The following is a 15,422-nucleotide window of genomic DNA, read 5'->3' as shown; positions in this document are numbered from 1 at the left end:
GTACGAGGCGCAAGGGGTACGAGGAGCAGGGGCGCACGCGGGACCGGTGTCCCTCGCGGGACCGGTGTCCCTCACGGGCACACCACCTGGTCCCCCCGTACCGCCTCGAACTGCCCCGACTGCGTCTCCCTCGCCCGGACCGGTGTCACGCCCTTGAAGTCCGCGCCCGCCGTCACCCGCAGCGTCGCGCCCTGGCCCGGCATCTGCCGCAGCTCCGCGCCCGGCAGGGCCGCCGCCAGCGAGCGGGCCGAGCGGTCCCAGCGCGGGTCGTACTCGACGAGGGTCCGCGCCCGCTGCGGCCCGGTGCCGGTCCGCGGCTCCCGGGTGGTGTCGAAGCCGGCCGCCCGCAGCGCCGCGTCCACCCGCCCGCCGAGCCCGTCCGTGCGGGTCCCGTTGTAGACCTGCACCCGGATCGACTTCGGCTCCACGTCCACGTCCACCGGCTTCGGCCCCTTGGGGGCGGGCGGCTGCGCGGCCAGCGGGCGGTCCTCGCGCAGCGACTGGAAGAGCTTCTGCGCCTTGGCCGCGTCCCACTTCACCGTGGAGCCGATCCCCTTCACGGGGAAGCTCATGTCGCCGATCGGCACGGAGACGAACTCCGAGGACGCCGGCGTGAAGCCGCGCATCGCCTTGGCCAGCGCCAGCATCTGCTCCGAGCCGAAGCCCTGGTCGGCCCGGACCGAGCCCAGCGCCGCCGTGGCGACCTCCCGGAAGCGCACCGGGTTCAGCAGCACCCCGCCGCTGCTGAGCCGGTCGATGAGGGCGGCCAGGAACTTCTGCTGGCGCTGCATCCGCCCGAGGTCCGCGGCCCCGTCGACATGGCGGGAGCGCACGTACTGCAGCGCCTGCCCGCCGTCGAGCTCGTGCGTCCCGGCCGGCAGGTCGAGCCCGGTGTAGGAGTCCTTCATCGGCTTGGTGGTGCAGATCTGCACGCCGCCGACCGCGTCCACCGTCTTCATGAAGCTGGTGAAGTCGACCTCCAGATAGTGGTCGATCTTCACCCCGGTCATCGACTCGACGGTCCGCACGGTCAGCGAGGGCCCGCCCTCCGCGTAGGCGGCGTTCAGCTTCACCGGGTGGGCGTGGTGGTGCCGTCCGGTGGTCAGGTCGGTGTGCTCGGGCATCTCGGCGTACGAGTCGCGGGGCAGCGACACGACGCTCGCCCGCTCCCGGTCCTCCGAGATGTGCACCAGCATCACGGTGTCCGTGCAGTGGCAGGGGGCGCCGCCCAGGCGGTACTTCGCCTTCTCCTCCGGGGTGATCCGGTCCCGGCCGTCGGTGCCGACGACCAGCACGTTCATCCCGTGCCCGCCCTGCGGCCGGTTCTTCATGTCCTTGAAGGGGTCGACGCGGCTGATCCCGGTGTCCAGGCTCGTCACCACGGCGTGCCCGATCCCCCCGGCGGCCAGCACGAAGACGGAGAGCGCGGTCGCCATCCGCATCCCCCACCTCGGCCGCCTCGGCCTCCTCCGCTGCCCCGCCGGCCTCCGGCGGGGAGGTGCGGGCCGGGCGGCGGGCCGGGGACGGGGCGTGCGGGGCGGTGTGGGCACCGGGGGACACCTCCGCGGTGGGACAAGGGGGAACCGTGTAGCACCGTAGGCCCATACGATCAGCGCCACCCGGAGGACCCCCGTTGGCACGCGTCCGTGTCCCCCGTTCGCGGTAACGTGCGGCGGATGAACGCCAAACCCCCCGTCTCCGTGATCATGCCGGTCCTGAACGAGGAGCGGCATCTGCGCGACGCGGTCCGCCACATACTCGCCCAGGAGTACGAGGGGGAGCTGGAGGTGGTGATGGCGCTCGGCCCGTCCACGGACCGCACCGACGAGATCGCCGCCGAGCTCGTGCGCGAGACCGCGGCCGACGGGCGCGCCCGGGTGCGCACCGTGCCCAACCCCACCGGCCGCACCCCCGCCGCCCTCAACGCGGCGATCGGCGCCTCCCGCCACCCGGTCGTGGTGCGCGTCGACGGCCACGGCCTGCTGTCGCCGGACTACGTCGGCACCGCCGTCCGGCTGCTGGCCGAGACGGGCGCGATGAACGTCGGCGGCGTCATGCACGCCGAGGGGGAGAACCCCTGGGAGGACGCGGTCGCCGCCGCCATGACCTCCCGGATCGGCGTCGGCAACGCCGCCTTCCACACGGGCGGCGCGGCGGGCCCGGCCGACACCGTCTATCTGGGCGTCTTCCGCCGCGAGGCGCTGGAGCGGGCGGGCGGCTACGACGTGGAGTTCGTCCGCGCCCAGGACTGGGAGCTCAACTACCGCATACGCGAGGCCGGCGGGCTCGTCTGGTTCTCGCCGGACCTGCGCGTCCGCTACCGCCCCCGGCCCTCCGTCCGCGCGCTGGCGAAGCAGTACAAGGACTACGGCCGCTGGCGGCACGTCGTCGCCCGCTGCCACCGGGGCTCCCTCAGCGCCCGCTATCTGGCCCCGCCCGCCGCCGTCTGCGCGATCGCCGCCGGCCTCCTCGTGGGCGCCGCCCTCACCCCGCTCGGCCTGCTGGTCCCGGCCGGCTACCTCGCCGCCGTCGCCGCGGGCTCCGTCCCGGCCGGCCGGGGGCGGCCCCTCGGGACCCGGCTGCGGATACCGGTGGCGCTCGCGACCATGCACCTGTCCTGGGGCTACGGCTTCCTCACCAGCCCCCGCGCGCTGGCCCGCCGGGTCATCGCGGCCCGGCGGCCCGCGGCGACCGCCTGAGACCCCCGCCCGTACGCGCGCGACGGCCGGACCCCTTCCGGGGCCCGGCCGTCGGCGTCACGGGCGGCGCGAGAGGCCCGCGCGGCGCGGGGGCGTCAGCTCTTGCCGTCCCACTTGTAGACCGAGTAGACGTCCATGCAGGTCACCTTGTCGTCGGCGCCCTCGGGCAGGTCGCCCGCCGTGATCTTCGGCTTCTTGTACGTGGTGCCCTCGCGCCAGTCCGCGCCGACCACCAGCGTCACGCCCTCGGCCTTCGCGTCGGCGCGCACCGCCGAGTCCGGCAGGCCCAGCGCCTTGGCCACCGAGGCCGCGTTCGCCTTGCCCTGGTCGCCGGCGGCCTTCGGGTAGAGGACCACGGTGTCCTTGCGCGGCTGCGCCGTCCGCGAGGACTCGGCCTTGGTGAAGCCCTTGCCGCGCAGGTGCTCGGCCACCGTGCCGGCCCGGCCCTCGGCGGCCGACTGCCCGTCGCCCCCGGTGCCGTTGACGACCGTGACCCCGACGGAGCCCGGCTCCTCGGCCGCCGTCTTCGGCGTGGCCGGCGCCGTGGACTTCGGCTTGTCGCCGGCCGCGTCGCCGTTCTTGTCGAAGGCCACGTCGTCGCGGAGCATCGCCCACATCTTGTCGGCGGCGCTCTGCACCAGGACCAGCTTGTCGCGGTTCTGCGACCACTCGGCCGTCGGCACCGTCGCCGTCGTGAGCCGGTCCATCTTCACGTTCTTGAGCTGCATCGACAGGTCGAAGAGCCCCTTCACGGTGCTGATCTCGTCCGAGACCTGGAACGCCTTGACCGCGACCTCGGCGAGCCCGATGAGCCGCCCGGTGTCGGTCCAGGCGTTCTGCCCCTGGAGCTTCTTCATCAGGCCGTTGAGATACATGTGCTGGGCCTTGGCGCGGCCCTGGTCGTTGCCCCAGGCGTGCCGGGTGCGCAGCCACTGGAGGGCCTGCTCGCCCTGCACCTCGCTGGTGCCCTTGGGGAGCTTGAGGCCGGAGCCGCCGCGCACCCGCGGGGTCGGCCGGTCCCAGACGCCGGTCTTCACGCAGACCGGCACGCCGCCGACCTCGTCGGCCATCGACACCACACCGGCGAAGTCGATCATCATCCAGTGGTCGATGTAGACCCCGGTGAGCTTCTCCCAGGTGGTGAGGGTGCAGCCGGGGCCGCCGCGCGCGAGGGTCTCGTTGATCGGCGCGTTGGTGGTGGCCGCGTAGGTCTTGCCGTCGTCGCCCTTGCACTGGGGGATCGGCACGATGGTGTCTCGGGGTATGGAGACCAGCGAGGCGTTCTTCCGGTCCGCCGACACGTGCAGCAGCATCTGGACGTCGGCGAGCGCGGCGCGGTCGCGGTCGTCCTTGCCGCCGCCGAGGGCCACGTTCTTGGCGTCGGCCCGGCTGTCCGAACCGATCAGCAGGATGTTCAGCGGGGTGTCGCCCAGCGCGTTCGGGGCGGCCTTCTTCACGCCGCTCTCGCCGCCCGCGCGCCCGCCGCTGCGGATGCTGCCGTTGAGGTGCTCGTAGTAGAGGTATCCGGCGCCGGCCGTGCCGAGTATCAGCAGCGACAGCGTCGCCGCCACCCAGCGCAGCACCTTGCGCTTGCCGGACTTCTTCGCGCGCCGCCGCGGGCCGCCGCGCCGGTGGCCGGAGCGGTTGCCGCCCTTGCCGCCGTCACCGTCACCGTCGCCGCCGTCACCGTCGCCGGAGCCGCCGCCCGCGCGCCGGGACCGGGGCACGCCGGCGCGCCGGCCGCCCTCCCCGGCGCCGTCCTCGGCTCCCTCGGTGCCCTCGGCACCGTCGTAGAGCGTCTCGTCCCAGCCCAAGTCGCGGGCGTGCGGGGCGCGTTCTCGCGCCCCCTCCCGTCGCACGCTGCTCTGTCCCACCCCAGGTCTCCTCGTCATTCAGGTGCGGCCCGAGGCCCGATCGTGCCGGGTCACTTCGCGCACACCTGCTTGTCTGCCGTCTGCGCACCCTCCGGCGCCTTCGCCGGACCGGTGAGGGGCACCCCCGCGCCCTTGAAGTCCGCGCCGAGGACGAGCGTCATGGGCTCGCGCTCCCCGGCGTCCTGCGTGCCCGGCTTGAGAGCCGTGGCGGGCAGGCCCATCAGGTCCGCGAGCTTGCGGGCCTGGTCGGCCTGGTTCGGTGCGTAGGTGAGCGTGGTCGCGGCCGCCTTCTCGGGGGCGTTGCTCTTGTTGGTCGACCTGGTCACGCCGTGCTCGTTCTGCAGCCAGTTGATGGTGGACTGGGCCGCGCCGCGGATCCCGCTGCCGTTGTAGACGTCGACGCGGACGTCCCGCGCGGTGGAGCGGGCGCCCTTGAGGAGGTCCGCCTGGGCCTGCGCCTGGGCGTTCTTGGCGTCCTGCTGCTTCTTCTTCACCTCGGTGAGCGAGGTGTCGGACAGCATCATCGAGAAGAGCTGCGGGGCCTTCACCGGGTCGGGGACGACGGTGATCGGCTTGGGCTCGTCGGGGTTGTCGATGACCGGCATCGTCAGGAACGTGATGTTCTTGGTGTCGATCTTGGCGAGTTCCTCGGCGAGCGAGGTGAGCTTCTTGATGCTCCCGATGCCCGTGTCGACGGTGAGGGCGTTGGTCGCCGCCTCGGCGAGCCCGAGCATCTTGGTCGGGGACGTGAGGGTGTCGTCCGACTTCATCTGCCGGATCATCGAGCTGAGGAACTGCTGCTGGACCTTGATCCGGTCCAGGTCGCTCTCGTTGCCGAAGCTGTGCCGGGTGCGGACGAAGGCGAGGGCCTGCTCGCCCTGCACGGTCGACTCGCCGGCCGGCAGGTCCAGCTTGGAGTCCTTGTCCTTGACCGGCTTCGCGAGGCAGACCTTGACGCCGCCGACGGCCGTCGTCATCTCCTTCACGGCGTTGAAGTCGGCCATCATGAAGTGGTCGACGGTCAGGCCGGTGAGCTCCTTGACCGTGCGCATGGTGCAGCCGGGGTCGCGGTCGGACTGACCGAGGCTGACGTTGAAGCGGGTCTTGGCCTGGCCGGGGATGGTCTTGACGGTGCCGTCGGGCATCTTGCTCTGGCACTCGGGGATCGTGGTGACCAGGTCGCGCGGGATGGACATCGCCGTGGCGTTGGTCCGGTCCTTGGAGACGTGGAACAGGATCGTGGTGTCCGCGTGGCCGGGGCTGTTCTTGTCGCCGTAGCCCGCGTTGCCCTCGCCGGTCCGCTTGTCGGTGCCGATGACGAGGATGTTGAACGCCTGGTCCTTGCGGAAGCCGCCGCTGCCCGCGCCGGGCACCTCGATGGTCTTGAGGTTGCCGTTGAAGTGGTCGTAGAGCGCGTACGCGCCCGCGGCGCCGCCGACGAGCACGAAGGCCATCGTGCCGCCGGTCCAGATCAGGACCTTCTTCTTCGGCTTCCGCGCCTTCTCGGGCCTGCGCTTGCGGCGGCTCGCGGGCGGCTGCCCGACCGTCTCGGCGGGACGCCTGCGCCGCTGCCCGGGCACGGGCGGGGCGGTCTCCGGCGCCTGGCCGCCGCCCCCTCGCGGCTCGGGCCCGCCGCGGCCTCCCGGGCCGGGCGCGGTGGCGCCGCGGGCATCCTCGCGCGGGTGGGACGGAGCCTGCCGCGACTGCCCAGCGGAGCGGTCCAGTCGCAGTTCGTAGTTGCCGGTCTGCGGGTTGAGCACCCACTGGTCGGCGGGGTCGATCTCGTCCGCCCGTCCACGGCTGTGCGCGTCCACGGTTACTAGAGTCCTCCGTCGGTGCCACACGCGAGGCGCCTCCCCCACGGGCGCTCGGTCCTTCGATCCAAAGAGTGCGCGACCACGCGGTCGGTAGCACCGGATCGCGTCACACTATCCGCCCAGTTCAGCGTGGGGCGACGTCCGTGACAAATTCCACGCCCCTTACAACCGGGCAATTTGCTCAAACCTCATGCTGTGCGTCCCTCCCCTTGGTCCCTGCTTTGCCATTCGCGTCACACCGCCCCCTCCGAGGTCATCCCGTGCACCCCCCCTCCGCCGCGTTCCGTCCGGCGAAGGACGGGGTCTCCGACGGGCTCGGGCTGCCGTCCGCCTGGTCGGGCTTCTCGTTGCCCCCGGGCCGTACGGTCACCGGCTTGTCGGCGCGCAGGGCGGCGAACAGCCGGTCGGCGTCCGGCTGCACCAGTTCGTCCCGGTTCGCGTTGTACGTGTACGGGCGCCGGGGCACCGTCAGGAACTGCACCTTCTGCGTCGGGATCGCCCGCATCGACCGCGCCAGGTCGTACAGGTCCCGCAGCGAGTCGAGCCCCGGGTCGGTCGTGATCGACTTGGTGGCCGCGTCCAGCACCGGGTAGAGCCGGGTCGGGTTGAGCAGCACGCCGTCGCTCTGCACCTTGCTGACCAGCGCGCCGAGGAACTGCTGCTGGCGGTCCATCCGCTCGGTGTCGCTGCCGTTGCCGATCGACTTGCGGGCCCGGACGAAGCCGAGCGCCTGCTCGCCGTGGAGCGTCTGGCGCCCGGCGGGCAGCTTCAGGTGGGCGTCGGCGTCGTCGATCGGCTCCTTGAGGCAGATCTCGACGCCGTCGACCGCGTCCACCATCTTCTTGAAGCCCCGGAAGTCGATCACCATGTGGTGGTCGACCCGGATCCCGGTCATCTTCTCCAGGGTGCGGATCGTGCAGGCCGTGCCGCCGAACTCGAAGGCCCAGTTGAACTGCGCGAACTGCTCCTTGGTCCGGGTCCCGTCCGGCTTGGCGCAGCTGGGGATGGTCGTCATCAGGTCGCGCGGGATGGAGACGGCGGTCGCGGAGGACCCGCCGCCCGACAGGTGCAGCAGGATCGTGGTGTCCGAGCGCTGGCTGCCCTCGTCCTGCCCGTACTTCCCGTTTCCGGCGCCGGCCCGGGTGTCGGAGCCGATCAGCAGGATGTTCCGCGCCGCGTTGACGGCGGGGGAGGGGCGCTCCTTCTCGTACTTCAGGAGCTCGGCCTCGGCGGAGGTGTCCGTGGTGATGTTCGAGTCCAGCTTGCGGTAGAACCACCAGCCGACCCCGGCCGCGGCCAGCACGACCAGCGCCACGGCCAGAGCGGCCCAGCGCAGCCAGTGCCTGCTGCGCCGCGGCGGCGGCTCCGCGCTGTCCGTGCTGTCCGTCACGTGTGCGTCCGTCCTCGAAGGCGTCTCCGGCGCGCCGGGCGGGCGTCGTCTCGCAGAACTAGACGGGCGGTCGCGGCGCTTGGTTGTGCGGAGGGCGTCGATACCCCCCCGGCCGATCATGTACCGGAGTCGCCGCCGGGACCCGGGTACCCGGCGCGTCGGTAGGCCGGACGGGTGGGGAGCGGGCGCGAGGGCGTGCGAGAGGGCGGTGCGAGGGAGGCGAGGGGCCGACCGGGAGGCCCTCGCCGCCCTCCCGGTCCGCCGCGCGGCTCAGTCGGTGAGGGTGACGGTCACCCGCTCGCTCTCCACCCGCTTGGCGAGCCCGTCCGCGTCCAGCAGGTCCAGGTTCCGGCACAGCACCACGGAGCCGCCGGCGGCCAGCGGGGCGTACAGCCCGGCGGAGAGCCCGGACCAGCCCTCGTACGGGCGCCCGCTGAGCAGCCGTCCCCCGGCCCCGAGCCCCAGCCCGGCGGCGTCCGCGCGGGCGCGCTCGACGAGCTGGGTGCCCGTCAGTTCCGTACCGTCGACGAGGAGGGCGGGCGCATCGGGATCGACCGGTACGAACGGGGCGAACCGGTCGCCCTGTCCCGGGACCTCCACGGCGTAGTCCGCGTACCCCGCGGGCGGCGCCGGGAAGCGGCGGCCCAACGGGGCGAGGGAGAGCGCGATCCGGTCTCCCGAGCAGGCCAGGCCCGCCTCCAGGCCCTCCGGCCCCGCGACCACGTAGTCGGCGTCGGCCGGGTCGCCGCCGAGCTCCGCCGTGACGCCGACGGACGAGCAGGCGAGCAGCCAGACCGCGGTCTGCCAGTGCGCGGGCAGCAGCAGCGCGAGCCGGTCGCCCGGGGCGGCGGACAGCTCGCCCTGGAGCAGATTGGCCGTCTTCGCCACCCAATTGGCGAAGGTGGCCACCGACAATTCCACGCGTTCACCGGTGGCGTCGTCGTAGAAAGTGACCAAGGGGCGGGCCGGGTCCGCGGCGAGCGCGGATCGCAGCAGGTCGGCGGGGGTACGGTCGCTGGCGTTCACGCGGGCAAGCGTACGCGCGGGGCGGCGCAGGGTCCGCCGTACCGGTGACCCGGTCCACCGGTCGGCCCGACGGGCCGTCAGTTTCCGTGCGGATTCCCGGCGCGCGGAACCCGCGCGCGGTGCGGACGATCGCCCCATGCGTGCCAACCTCGTGTCCTCGATCGCCGTCAGCTGCGCGGCGGTGCTCGCCCTGCCGCTCTCCCTCGCGACCCCGGCGAGCGCCACCGGCGCCTTCCCGACCGCGTCCTACGGCACGAGCGCGGCCAGCGCCGTACCGGAGCCTGGTGGGTCGGCCGGGCCCGCGAAGCCCGCGGCCTCCGCCGGGCCTGCCGGGGGCGCGGCGCCTGCCGGGTCGGCGGAGCCCGGTGGGGTCGCCGAGCCCGGTGGGTCCGTAGAGCCTGCCGGGGTCGCGGCGCCTGCCGGGCCTGCCGGGTCCGCGAAGCCCGCCGCCTCCGCCGGGCCTGCGGAGCCTGCCGGGTCCGCGGAGCTTGTGGGGCCCACCGGGCCCGCAGGCGCCGCTGCCGTCGCCGAGCCCGCCGCCTCCGCCAAGCCCGCGGCCCCCGCGGCCCCCGCCGAGCCCGCCGGCTCGACGCAGTCGCTCCCGCTCGAACCGCTCGCGGGCCCGCGAGAGCGGGCGCTGGGCTCCGCCGCCGCGGCCGGGCGGGGCCTGGCCCGACGGGACGTCAGGCCCTTCTCCCTGGTCGGCGTGGTGTGGGACGACGTCCATGCCGCGCTGCGCGGCACGGTCGAGGTCCGCACCCGGGGGACCGGCGACGGTGTGTGGTCCGACTGGCAGGCGGTGGAGACCCACAACGACGAGCACGGCGCCGACCCGGAGAGCGCGGAGGGCCACTCCCGCGCCCTGCGCGGCTCGACCGCCCCGCTGTGGGTGGGCGATTCGGACGGCGTCGAGATCCGCGTACGCCCGGAGGCACGGCCGGAGGTGCGAAAGGCGGCGGGGACGGCGGAGGGTGCGGCGCCCGCGCCCCTCCCCGCCGGCCTCCGCCTGGAGCTGGTCGACCCCGGCCCGGAACCGGCGGCCGGGGACGGGCCCGAGGCCCGCGCGCTCCCGGCGGCCGGGACGCCCGCCGCGCCCGCCGCGCCGCTCGCGCTCCCGGCGCTGACCCGGGAGCAGACCCTGGCGACGCTCCCCGCCGGGTCCGCCGGGTCCGCCGCGGCGAAGCCGTACATCGGCCCCCGCCCGCGGATCATCACCCGCAAGGGCTGGGGCGCGGACGAGCGGCTGCGCGAGAAGGGCTTCGTCTACACCAAGACGATCAAGGCGGTCTTCGTCCACCACAGCGCCACCGGCAACCGCTACACCTGCCGCCAGGCGCCCTCCGTGCTGCGCGGCATCTACCGCTACCACGTGAAGAGCAGCGGCTGGCGGGACTTCGGCTACAACTTCGCCGTCGACAAGTGCGGAAACATCTACGAGGGCCGCGCCGGGGGCGTGTCGAAGCCCGTGATGGGCGCGCACACGCTCGGCTTCAACACCGACAGCATGGGCATCGCGGTGCTCGGCAGCTACGGCGGCACCACCCCGCCGGCCGCCGCGGTGACCGCCGTCGCACGGCTGACCGCGTGGAAGCTCGGGCTGTACGGGGTGAACCCGCAGGCCAAGACGTATCTCACCTCGGGCGGCGGAAACCTGTACAAGAAGGGCAGAAAGGTCAGGTTCAACGTGATCGCCGGGCACCGCGACGGCTTCGCGACCGAGTGCCCGGGCGCGCGCCTGTACGGAAAGCTCGGCACGGCCCGCTCGGCGTCGGCGAAGTACCAGGGGAGGCGCTGATGGGGCCGGGGGCTCAACCATCTGCATAAACTGACCGGTCATATCGTACGGACGGGCGAAACGTGCCTCCCCGGCGACGAGACCGGACCCGAACAGGAAGCAGAGACGTACAGGTGACAGAAGCGATCCTCCTGGTCGGCGGTAAAGGCACGCGCCTGCGTCCCCTGACGGTCAACACGCCCAAGCCGATGGTCCCGGCGGCGGGCGTGCCCTTCCTGACCCACCAGCTCGCGCGGGCCCGCGCGGCCGGTGTGGAACACATCGTCCTGGCCACGTCCTACCTGGCGGAGGTCTTCGAGCCGTACTTCGGGGACGGCTCGGCGCTCGGCCTGAGCATCGAGTACGTCACCGAGACCGACCCGCTCGGCACCGGCGGCGCGATCCGCAACGCCGCCTCCCACCTGCGCTCGGGCCCCGACGCCCCGGTCCTCGTCTTCAACGGCGACATCCTCACCGGCCTGGACATCCGGGCCCTGCTGGCCACCCACGAGTCGTCCGGCGCGGACGTCTCGCTGCACCTCACGCGGGTCGACGACCCGCGCGCGTTCGGCCTGGTGCCGACGGACGGCACCGGCCGCGTCACGGCCTTCCTGGAGAAGCCGCAGACGCCCGAGGAGATCGTGACGGACCAGATCAACGCGGGGGCGTACGTCTTCCGCCGCTCGGTCATCGACACGATCCCGACCGGCCGCCCGGTCTCCGTCGAGCGCGAGACCTTCCCCGAGCTGCTGGCCGGCGGCGCCCACCTCCAGGGCATGGTCGACTCCACGTACTGGCTCGACCTCGGCACCCCGCAGGCGTTCGTGCGCGGCTCCGCCGACCTGGTCCTGGGCCGCGCGCCCTCCCCGGCGGTCCCGGGCCGCTGCGGCGACCGGCTGGTCCTGGAGACGGCCGAGGTCGCGGCGGACGCGAAGCTGACCGGCGGTACGGTCGTGGGCCCCGGCGCGGTCGTCGGCGCGGGCGCCCGGATCTCGGGCTCGACGGTCCTGGAGGGCGCGGTGATCGCCCCCGGAGCCGTCATCACGGACTCCCTGATCGGCGCGGGCGCCCGCATCGGCGCCCGTACGGTGCTGACCGGCGCGGTGATCGGCGACGGCGCGGACGTGGGCGCGGACAACGAGCTCCGCGACGGCGTCCGCGTCTGGTGCCGGGCGGTCCTCCCGGCGGGCGCGGTCCGCTTCAGCTCGGACCAGTAGCGCCGGGGCGCGGGCGGCCCCGTCGGCCGCCCGCCCGAGCGCCCGTCGGCCTGCCGGCGCGCCCGGCCGAGCGCCCGTCGGCCTGCCAGCACGCCCGCCCGGGTGCCCGCTGGCCCGCCCCCGGAGCCGCCCGAGCGCCCGTCGGCCCGCCCGCGCACCCGCCGCCCGCCCGCGCACCCCGATACGCTCGAACCCATGGCAGGCCGCTTCACCCCAGGGACCCCCAGGACCCCGGGGACTCCCAGGACCCCCGGGACTCCCCGTACCTCCAGTACCTCCGAGACTCCCGGTACCCCAGGTACCCCAGGTACCCCAGGTACCCCAGGTACCCCGTCCGCCCCGCTCCTCCCCGCCACCCGCACCACCACGCGCGGCGGCCACGTCTCCGTACCCGCCCCGGCGGACGGGGCCGGGCCCGTGGGGCTGGACCTGGACCTGGGCCTGACCCTGGGCCCGCTCCGCCGGGGCCCCGCCGACCCCACCTTCCGGGTCACCCCGGACGGCTCCGTCTGGCGGGTCAGCCGGACGCCCGACGGCCCCGGCACCCTGCGCGTACGCCCCGACGGGGCCCAGGCGTGGGGACCCGGCGGGCCCTGGCTGCTGGACCGGCTGCCGGGCCTGCTCGGCGCGGACGACGACCCGGCCGCCTTCGTCCCCCGCCACCGCCTGCTCGCCGCGACCCACCGGGCCCGCCCCGGCCTCCGGCTGACCCGCACCGGGCTGGTGCTGGAGTCGCTGATCCCGACGGTCCTGGAGCAGAAGGTGACGACCGACGAGGCGTACCGGTCCTGGCGGCTGCTCGTACGGAAGTACGGCGAGCCCGCCCCGGGACCGGCCCCGGAGGGCATGTACGCGATGCCCGACGCCCGCGGCTGGGCGACGATCCCGTCCTGGGAGTGGCACCGCGCCAACGTGGACGGCAAGCGCTCCGCGACGATCGTGCGCGCCGCCCGCGTGGCGAACCGCCTGGAGGAGGCCGCCGCGATGGACCCGGCGGCGGCCCGCGCGCGCCTCGAACTGGTCCCCGGCATCGGCCCCTGGACCTCCGCCGAGACGGTCCAGCGCAGCAACGGCGCCCCCGACGAGGTCACCACCGGCGACCTCCACCTGCCCGGCATCGTCGGCTGGGCCCTCGCGGGCGACCGCGCCGCGGACGACGCGGCGATGCTGGAGCTGCTGGCCCCCTACGCGGGCCAGCGGCACCGCGCCGCGCGCCTGATCCTGCTCAGCGGCCGGGTGCCGCCCCGCCGGGCGCCCCGGATGACACCGGGCGACATCACGCGCCTGTGAGGCCGGGGACGCTCAGCGCACCTCGATGAAGGCCCCGGCCCGCCGCGCGGGCCGCTCCTTGGGCGGCGCCGCCGGACGCCCCACGGCGACCGCGCCCATCGGGTCCCAGTCCTCCGGCAGCCCGAGCACCTCCCGTACGACGTCCCGGCAGAACATCGTGGAGGACACCCACGCCGAGCCGAGCCGCTCCCCGGCCAGCGCGACCAGCAGGTTCTGCACGCCGGCGCCCGCCGCGACCACGAACATCTCGCGCTCTGCGGCGTCCCGGCGCGGGTCCCCGTAGGAGTGGGCGCCGTCCATGACGAGGCAGGGCACGATCAGGTACGGGGCGTTCCGCAGCACGTCGCCGCGGCGCACCCGCTTGGCGATGGACTCCTCCGTCTTGCCGTCGGCGCGCAGGTCCGCGATCCACGCGTCCCGCATGGTGTCGAGCAGCCGCAGCCGCGAGGCGGCCGATTCGAGCAGCACGAAGCGCCACGGGGTGGTGTGGTGCGGCGCGGGCGCCGTGACGGCGGCGGCGACGGCCCGCCGGACCGCCCCGGGGTCGACCGGCTCGTCGGCGAACTCCCGTACGGTGCGCCGCAGCGTCACCGCCTCCCGGACCGCCTCCGAGGTGCCGAGCCGGAACATGTCGTCGGCGGCGTCCCGCACCAGCGCCCGGCCGCCCGGCTCCTCGTCGCCCGCGACCAGGTGGGCGAGCCCGCGCACGACGGCGACGGGCCGCCCGGCGGCCTTGCCCTTGACCAGGTCGCCCGCGGCGGCGAGCTCGTCGCCGGTGGCGACCACGGTGACGTTCAGCTCGTTGCCGTGGGAGTCGGTGACCCCCCGCAGGTCGTCCAGGACCCGCACCCCGGCGGCGCCGATGGCGACGTCGGTGAGCCCGCCGCGCCAGGGCCGCCCGAAGGTGTCGGTGACGACCACGCCGACGTCCACGCCGAGCGCCTCGCGCAGCCCCGCGCGGATCCGGCGGGCCGAGGCGTCCGGGTCCTCGGGCAGCAGCAGCACCGTCCCGGCGGGGGTGTTGGAGGCGTCCACCCCGGCGGCGGCCATGACGAGCCCCTGCCGGTTCTCGACGATCCGCAGCGTCCCGCGCCGGGCGACGACCCGTACGGTCTCGGCGTCGATCGCCGCCTCGCGGTCGGCGGCGGCGAGCACCCGCCCCTCGGCCTTGCTCACGATCTTCGAGGTGACGAGGAGGACGTCCCCGTCGAGCAGCCCGGGGGAGACGGAGGCGATCAGCTTGGCGAGGTCGTCCCCGGCCGCGACCTCCGGCAGCCCGTCGAGCGCCCACACCTCGTAGCGGGCCGCCCCGCCCGCGTCGGGCCCCGCCGTCACGCGCCGGCCCCGCCGTCCCCGTCGGCCGCCCCGCCGTCCCGGACCGCCTCGGCGAGCGCCAGCGCCTCGCGGGCCATCGCGGCCGTCGCGTCCAGGTCGGTCATCATCAGCGGCACCGCGCGGCAGCGGATGCCCGCCGCCTCGACCTCGGCGACCGCGCCCGCGTCGACGGTGTCGACGAGCCAGCCGCCGACCAGCCCGGGGCCGTAGTGCTTGGCCACGGCGGCGGCCGTGGACTCCACGCCGACGGCCGCGAGCACCTTGTCGGCCATGCCGCGCACGGGCGCGTCCCCGACGATGGGGGAGAGGCCGACGACCGGCGCGGGCGCGGCGGCGACGGCCTCGCGGATGCCGGGCACGGCGAGGATCGTGCCCACGGACACGACCGGGTTGGACGGCGGGAAGAGGATCACGTCGGCGTCGGCGATCGCCTCCAGGACGCCGGGCGCGGGCTTCGCCTGCTCGGCGCCGACGGGCACCACGGCGTGCGCGTCCACGGAGGCGCGCAGCTTCACCCAGTACTCCTGGAAGTGCACGGCCTTCCGCTCGCCGTCCACGTCGATCGCCACATGCGTCTCGACCCGGTCGTCGGACATCGGCAGCAGCCGGACGCCGGGCCGCCAGCGGGCGCACAGCGCCTCGGTGACGGCGCTGAGCGGGTAGCCGGCGCCCAGCATCTGAGTGCGGACGATGTGGGTGGCGAAGTCGCGGTCGCCGAGGCCGAACCACTCGGGTCCGACGCCGTACGCCGCCAGCTCCTTCTTGACGGCGAAGGACTCGCCCTCGCGGCCCCAGCCCTGCTCCTCGTCGATGCCACCGCCGAGGGTGTACATCACGGTGTCGAGGTCGGGGCAGACCTTGAGGCCGAAGAGATGGATGTCGTCACCGGTGTTGCCGACGACCGTGATCTCCGCGTCCGGCGCGGCCTGCTTGAGGCCGCGAAGGAAGCGGGCACCACCGATGCCACCGGCCAGAACCACAATGCGCATGGGCAGCAGTC

Annotated in this window: 11 protein-coding genes; 4 read left to right on the top strand and 7 right to left on the bottom strand. The window is 74.6% G+C overall.

Annotated features, from left to right (window positions below):
- Window positions 1–71: 71 nt before the first annotated feature.
- Entirely contained in the window at window positions 72–1,442 is a 1,371-nt protein-coding gene (locus AB0C99_RS22165) for an LCP family protein (protein WP_362477535.1), read from the bottom strand.
- Between the two features lie 234 nt (window positions 1,443–1,676).
- On the opposite strand from AB0C99_RS22165, the gene AB0C99_RS22160 reads away from it, so the two are divergent.
- Window positions 1,677–2,699 (top strand): glycosyltransferase family 2 protein, encoded by a 1,023-nt coding sequence (locus AB0C99_RS22160; RefSeq protein ID WP_362477532.1) that lies wholly within the window; start codon window positions 1,677–1,679, stop codon window positions 2,697–2,699.
- A gap of 95 nt (window positions 2,700–2,794) precedes the next feature.
- On the opposite strand, the gene AB0C99_RS22155 is transcribed toward AB0C99_RS22160, so the two are convergent.
- From AB0C99_RS22155 to AB0C99_RS22140, 4 genes are all read right to left on the bottom strand, one after another.
- Window positions 2,795–4,573, bottom strand: a complete 1,779-nt coding sequence (locus tag AB0C99_RS22155; RefSeq protein ID WP_362477529.1) for an LCP family protein — start codon at window positions 4,571–4,573, stop codon at window positions 2,795–2,797.
- Between the two features lie 50 nt (window positions 4,574–4,623).
- Window positions 4,624–6,387 carry an LCP family protein gene (locus AB0C99_RS22150; protein WP_362477527.1) on the bottom strand — a complete coding sequence of 588 codons (1,764 nt, stop codon included), beginning with the start codon at window positions 6,385–6,387 and terminating at the stop codon, window positions 4,624–4,626.
- Window positions 6,388–6,643: 256 nt separating this feature from the next.
- Window positions 6,644–7,780: an LCP family protein gene (locus AB0C99_RS22145; protein ID WP_362477524.1), complete on the bottom strand. Its 1,137-nt coding sequence runs from the start codon at window positions 7,778–7,780 to the stop codon at window positions 6,644–6,646.
- A gap of 270 nt (window positions 7,781–8,050) precedes the next feature.
- Window positions 8,051–8,806, bottom strand: coding sequence for a TIGR03089 family protein (locus tag AB0C99_RS22140; RefSeq protein ID WP_362477522.1), 756 nt, complete (start codon window positions 8,804–8,806; stop codon window positions 8,051–8,053).
- Window positions 8,807–8,942: 136 nt separating this feature from the next.
- Here AB0C99_RS22140 and AB0C99_RS22135 point away from each other — a divergent pair, with 136 nt between their 5' ends.
- From AB0C99_RS22135 to AB0C99_RS22125, 3 genes are all read left to right on the top strand, one after another.
- On the top strand, window positions 8,943–10,601 hold the full coding sequence (locus AB0C99_RS22135; protein ID WP_362477519.1) for a peptidoglycan recognition protein: 1,659 nt from the start codon (window positions 8,943–8,945) through the stop codon (window positions 10,599–10,601).
- A 113-nt stretch (window positions 10,602–10,714) separates the two neighbouring features.
- Complete coding sequence (locus tag AB0C99_RS22130; protein WP_362477516.1) at window positions 10,715–11,797, top strand: NDP-sugar synthase; 1,083 nt, start codon at window positions 10,715–10,717, stop codon at window positions 11,795–11,797.
- Window positions 11,798–11,992: 195 nt separating this feature from the next.
- A complete protein-coding gene (locus AB0C99_RS22125; RefSeq protein WP_362477513.1) occupies window positions 11,993–13,087 on the top strand; it encodes a DNA-3-methyladenine glycosylase 2 family protein in 1,095 nt (364 codons plus the stop codon).
- 12 nt (window positions 13,088–13,099) lie between these two features.
- Here the strand turns inward: AB0C99_RS22125 and AB0C99_RS22120 are convergent, their stop codons facing one another.
- Window positions 13,100–14,422, bottom strand: a complete 1,323-nt coding sequence (locus AB0C99_RS22120) for a coenzyme F420-0:L-glutamate ligase (protein ID WP_362477511.1) — start codon at window positions 14,420–14,422, stop codon at window positions 13,100–13,102.
- Window positions 14,419–15,411: a 2-phospho-L-lactate transferase gene (gene cofD / locus AB0C99_RS22115; protein WP_362477508.1), complete on the bottom strand. Its 993-nt coding sequence runs from the start codon at window positions 15,409–15,411 to the stop codon at window positions 14,419–14,421. The genes AB0C99_RS22120 and cofD overlap by 4 nt, the downstream gene beginning before the upstream one ends.
- Between the last annotated feature and the right edge of the window lie 11 nt (window positions 15,412–15,422).

Source organism: Streptomyces sp. NPDC048659, assembly GCF_040650575.1.
In the GTDB taxonomy this organism is placed as follows: Bacteria; Actinomycetota; Actinomycetes; order Streptomycetales; family Streptomycetaceae; genus Streptomyces.
The sequence above is the reverse complement of the archived record's forward strand: the minus strand, read 5'-3'. Positions and strand labels throughout refer to the sequence as shown.

Bases quoted from the DNA above. Each gene is read 5' to 3' on its own strand.
- AB0C99_RS22165 (WP_362477535.1), bottom strand. From the start codon at position 1,442: ATGCGGATGGCGACCGCGCTCTCCGTCTTCGTGCTGGCCGCCGGGGGG.
- AB0C99_RS22160 (WP_362477532.1), top strand. From the start codon at position 1,677: ATGAACGCCAAACCCCCCGTCTCCGTGATCATGCCGGTCCTGAACGAG.
- AB0C99_RS22135 (WP_362477519.1), top strand. From the start codon at position 8,943: ATGCGTGCCAACCTCGTGTCCTCGATCGCCGTCAGCTGCGCGGCGGTG.
- AB0C99_RS22125 (WP_362477513.1), top strand. From the start codon at position 11,993: ATGGCAGGCCGCTTCACCCCAGGGACCCCCAGGACCCCGGGGACTCCC.
- cofD (WP_362477508.1), bottom strand. From the start codon at position 15,411: ATGCGCATTGTGGTTCTGGCCGGTGGCATCGGTGGTGCCCGCTTCCTT.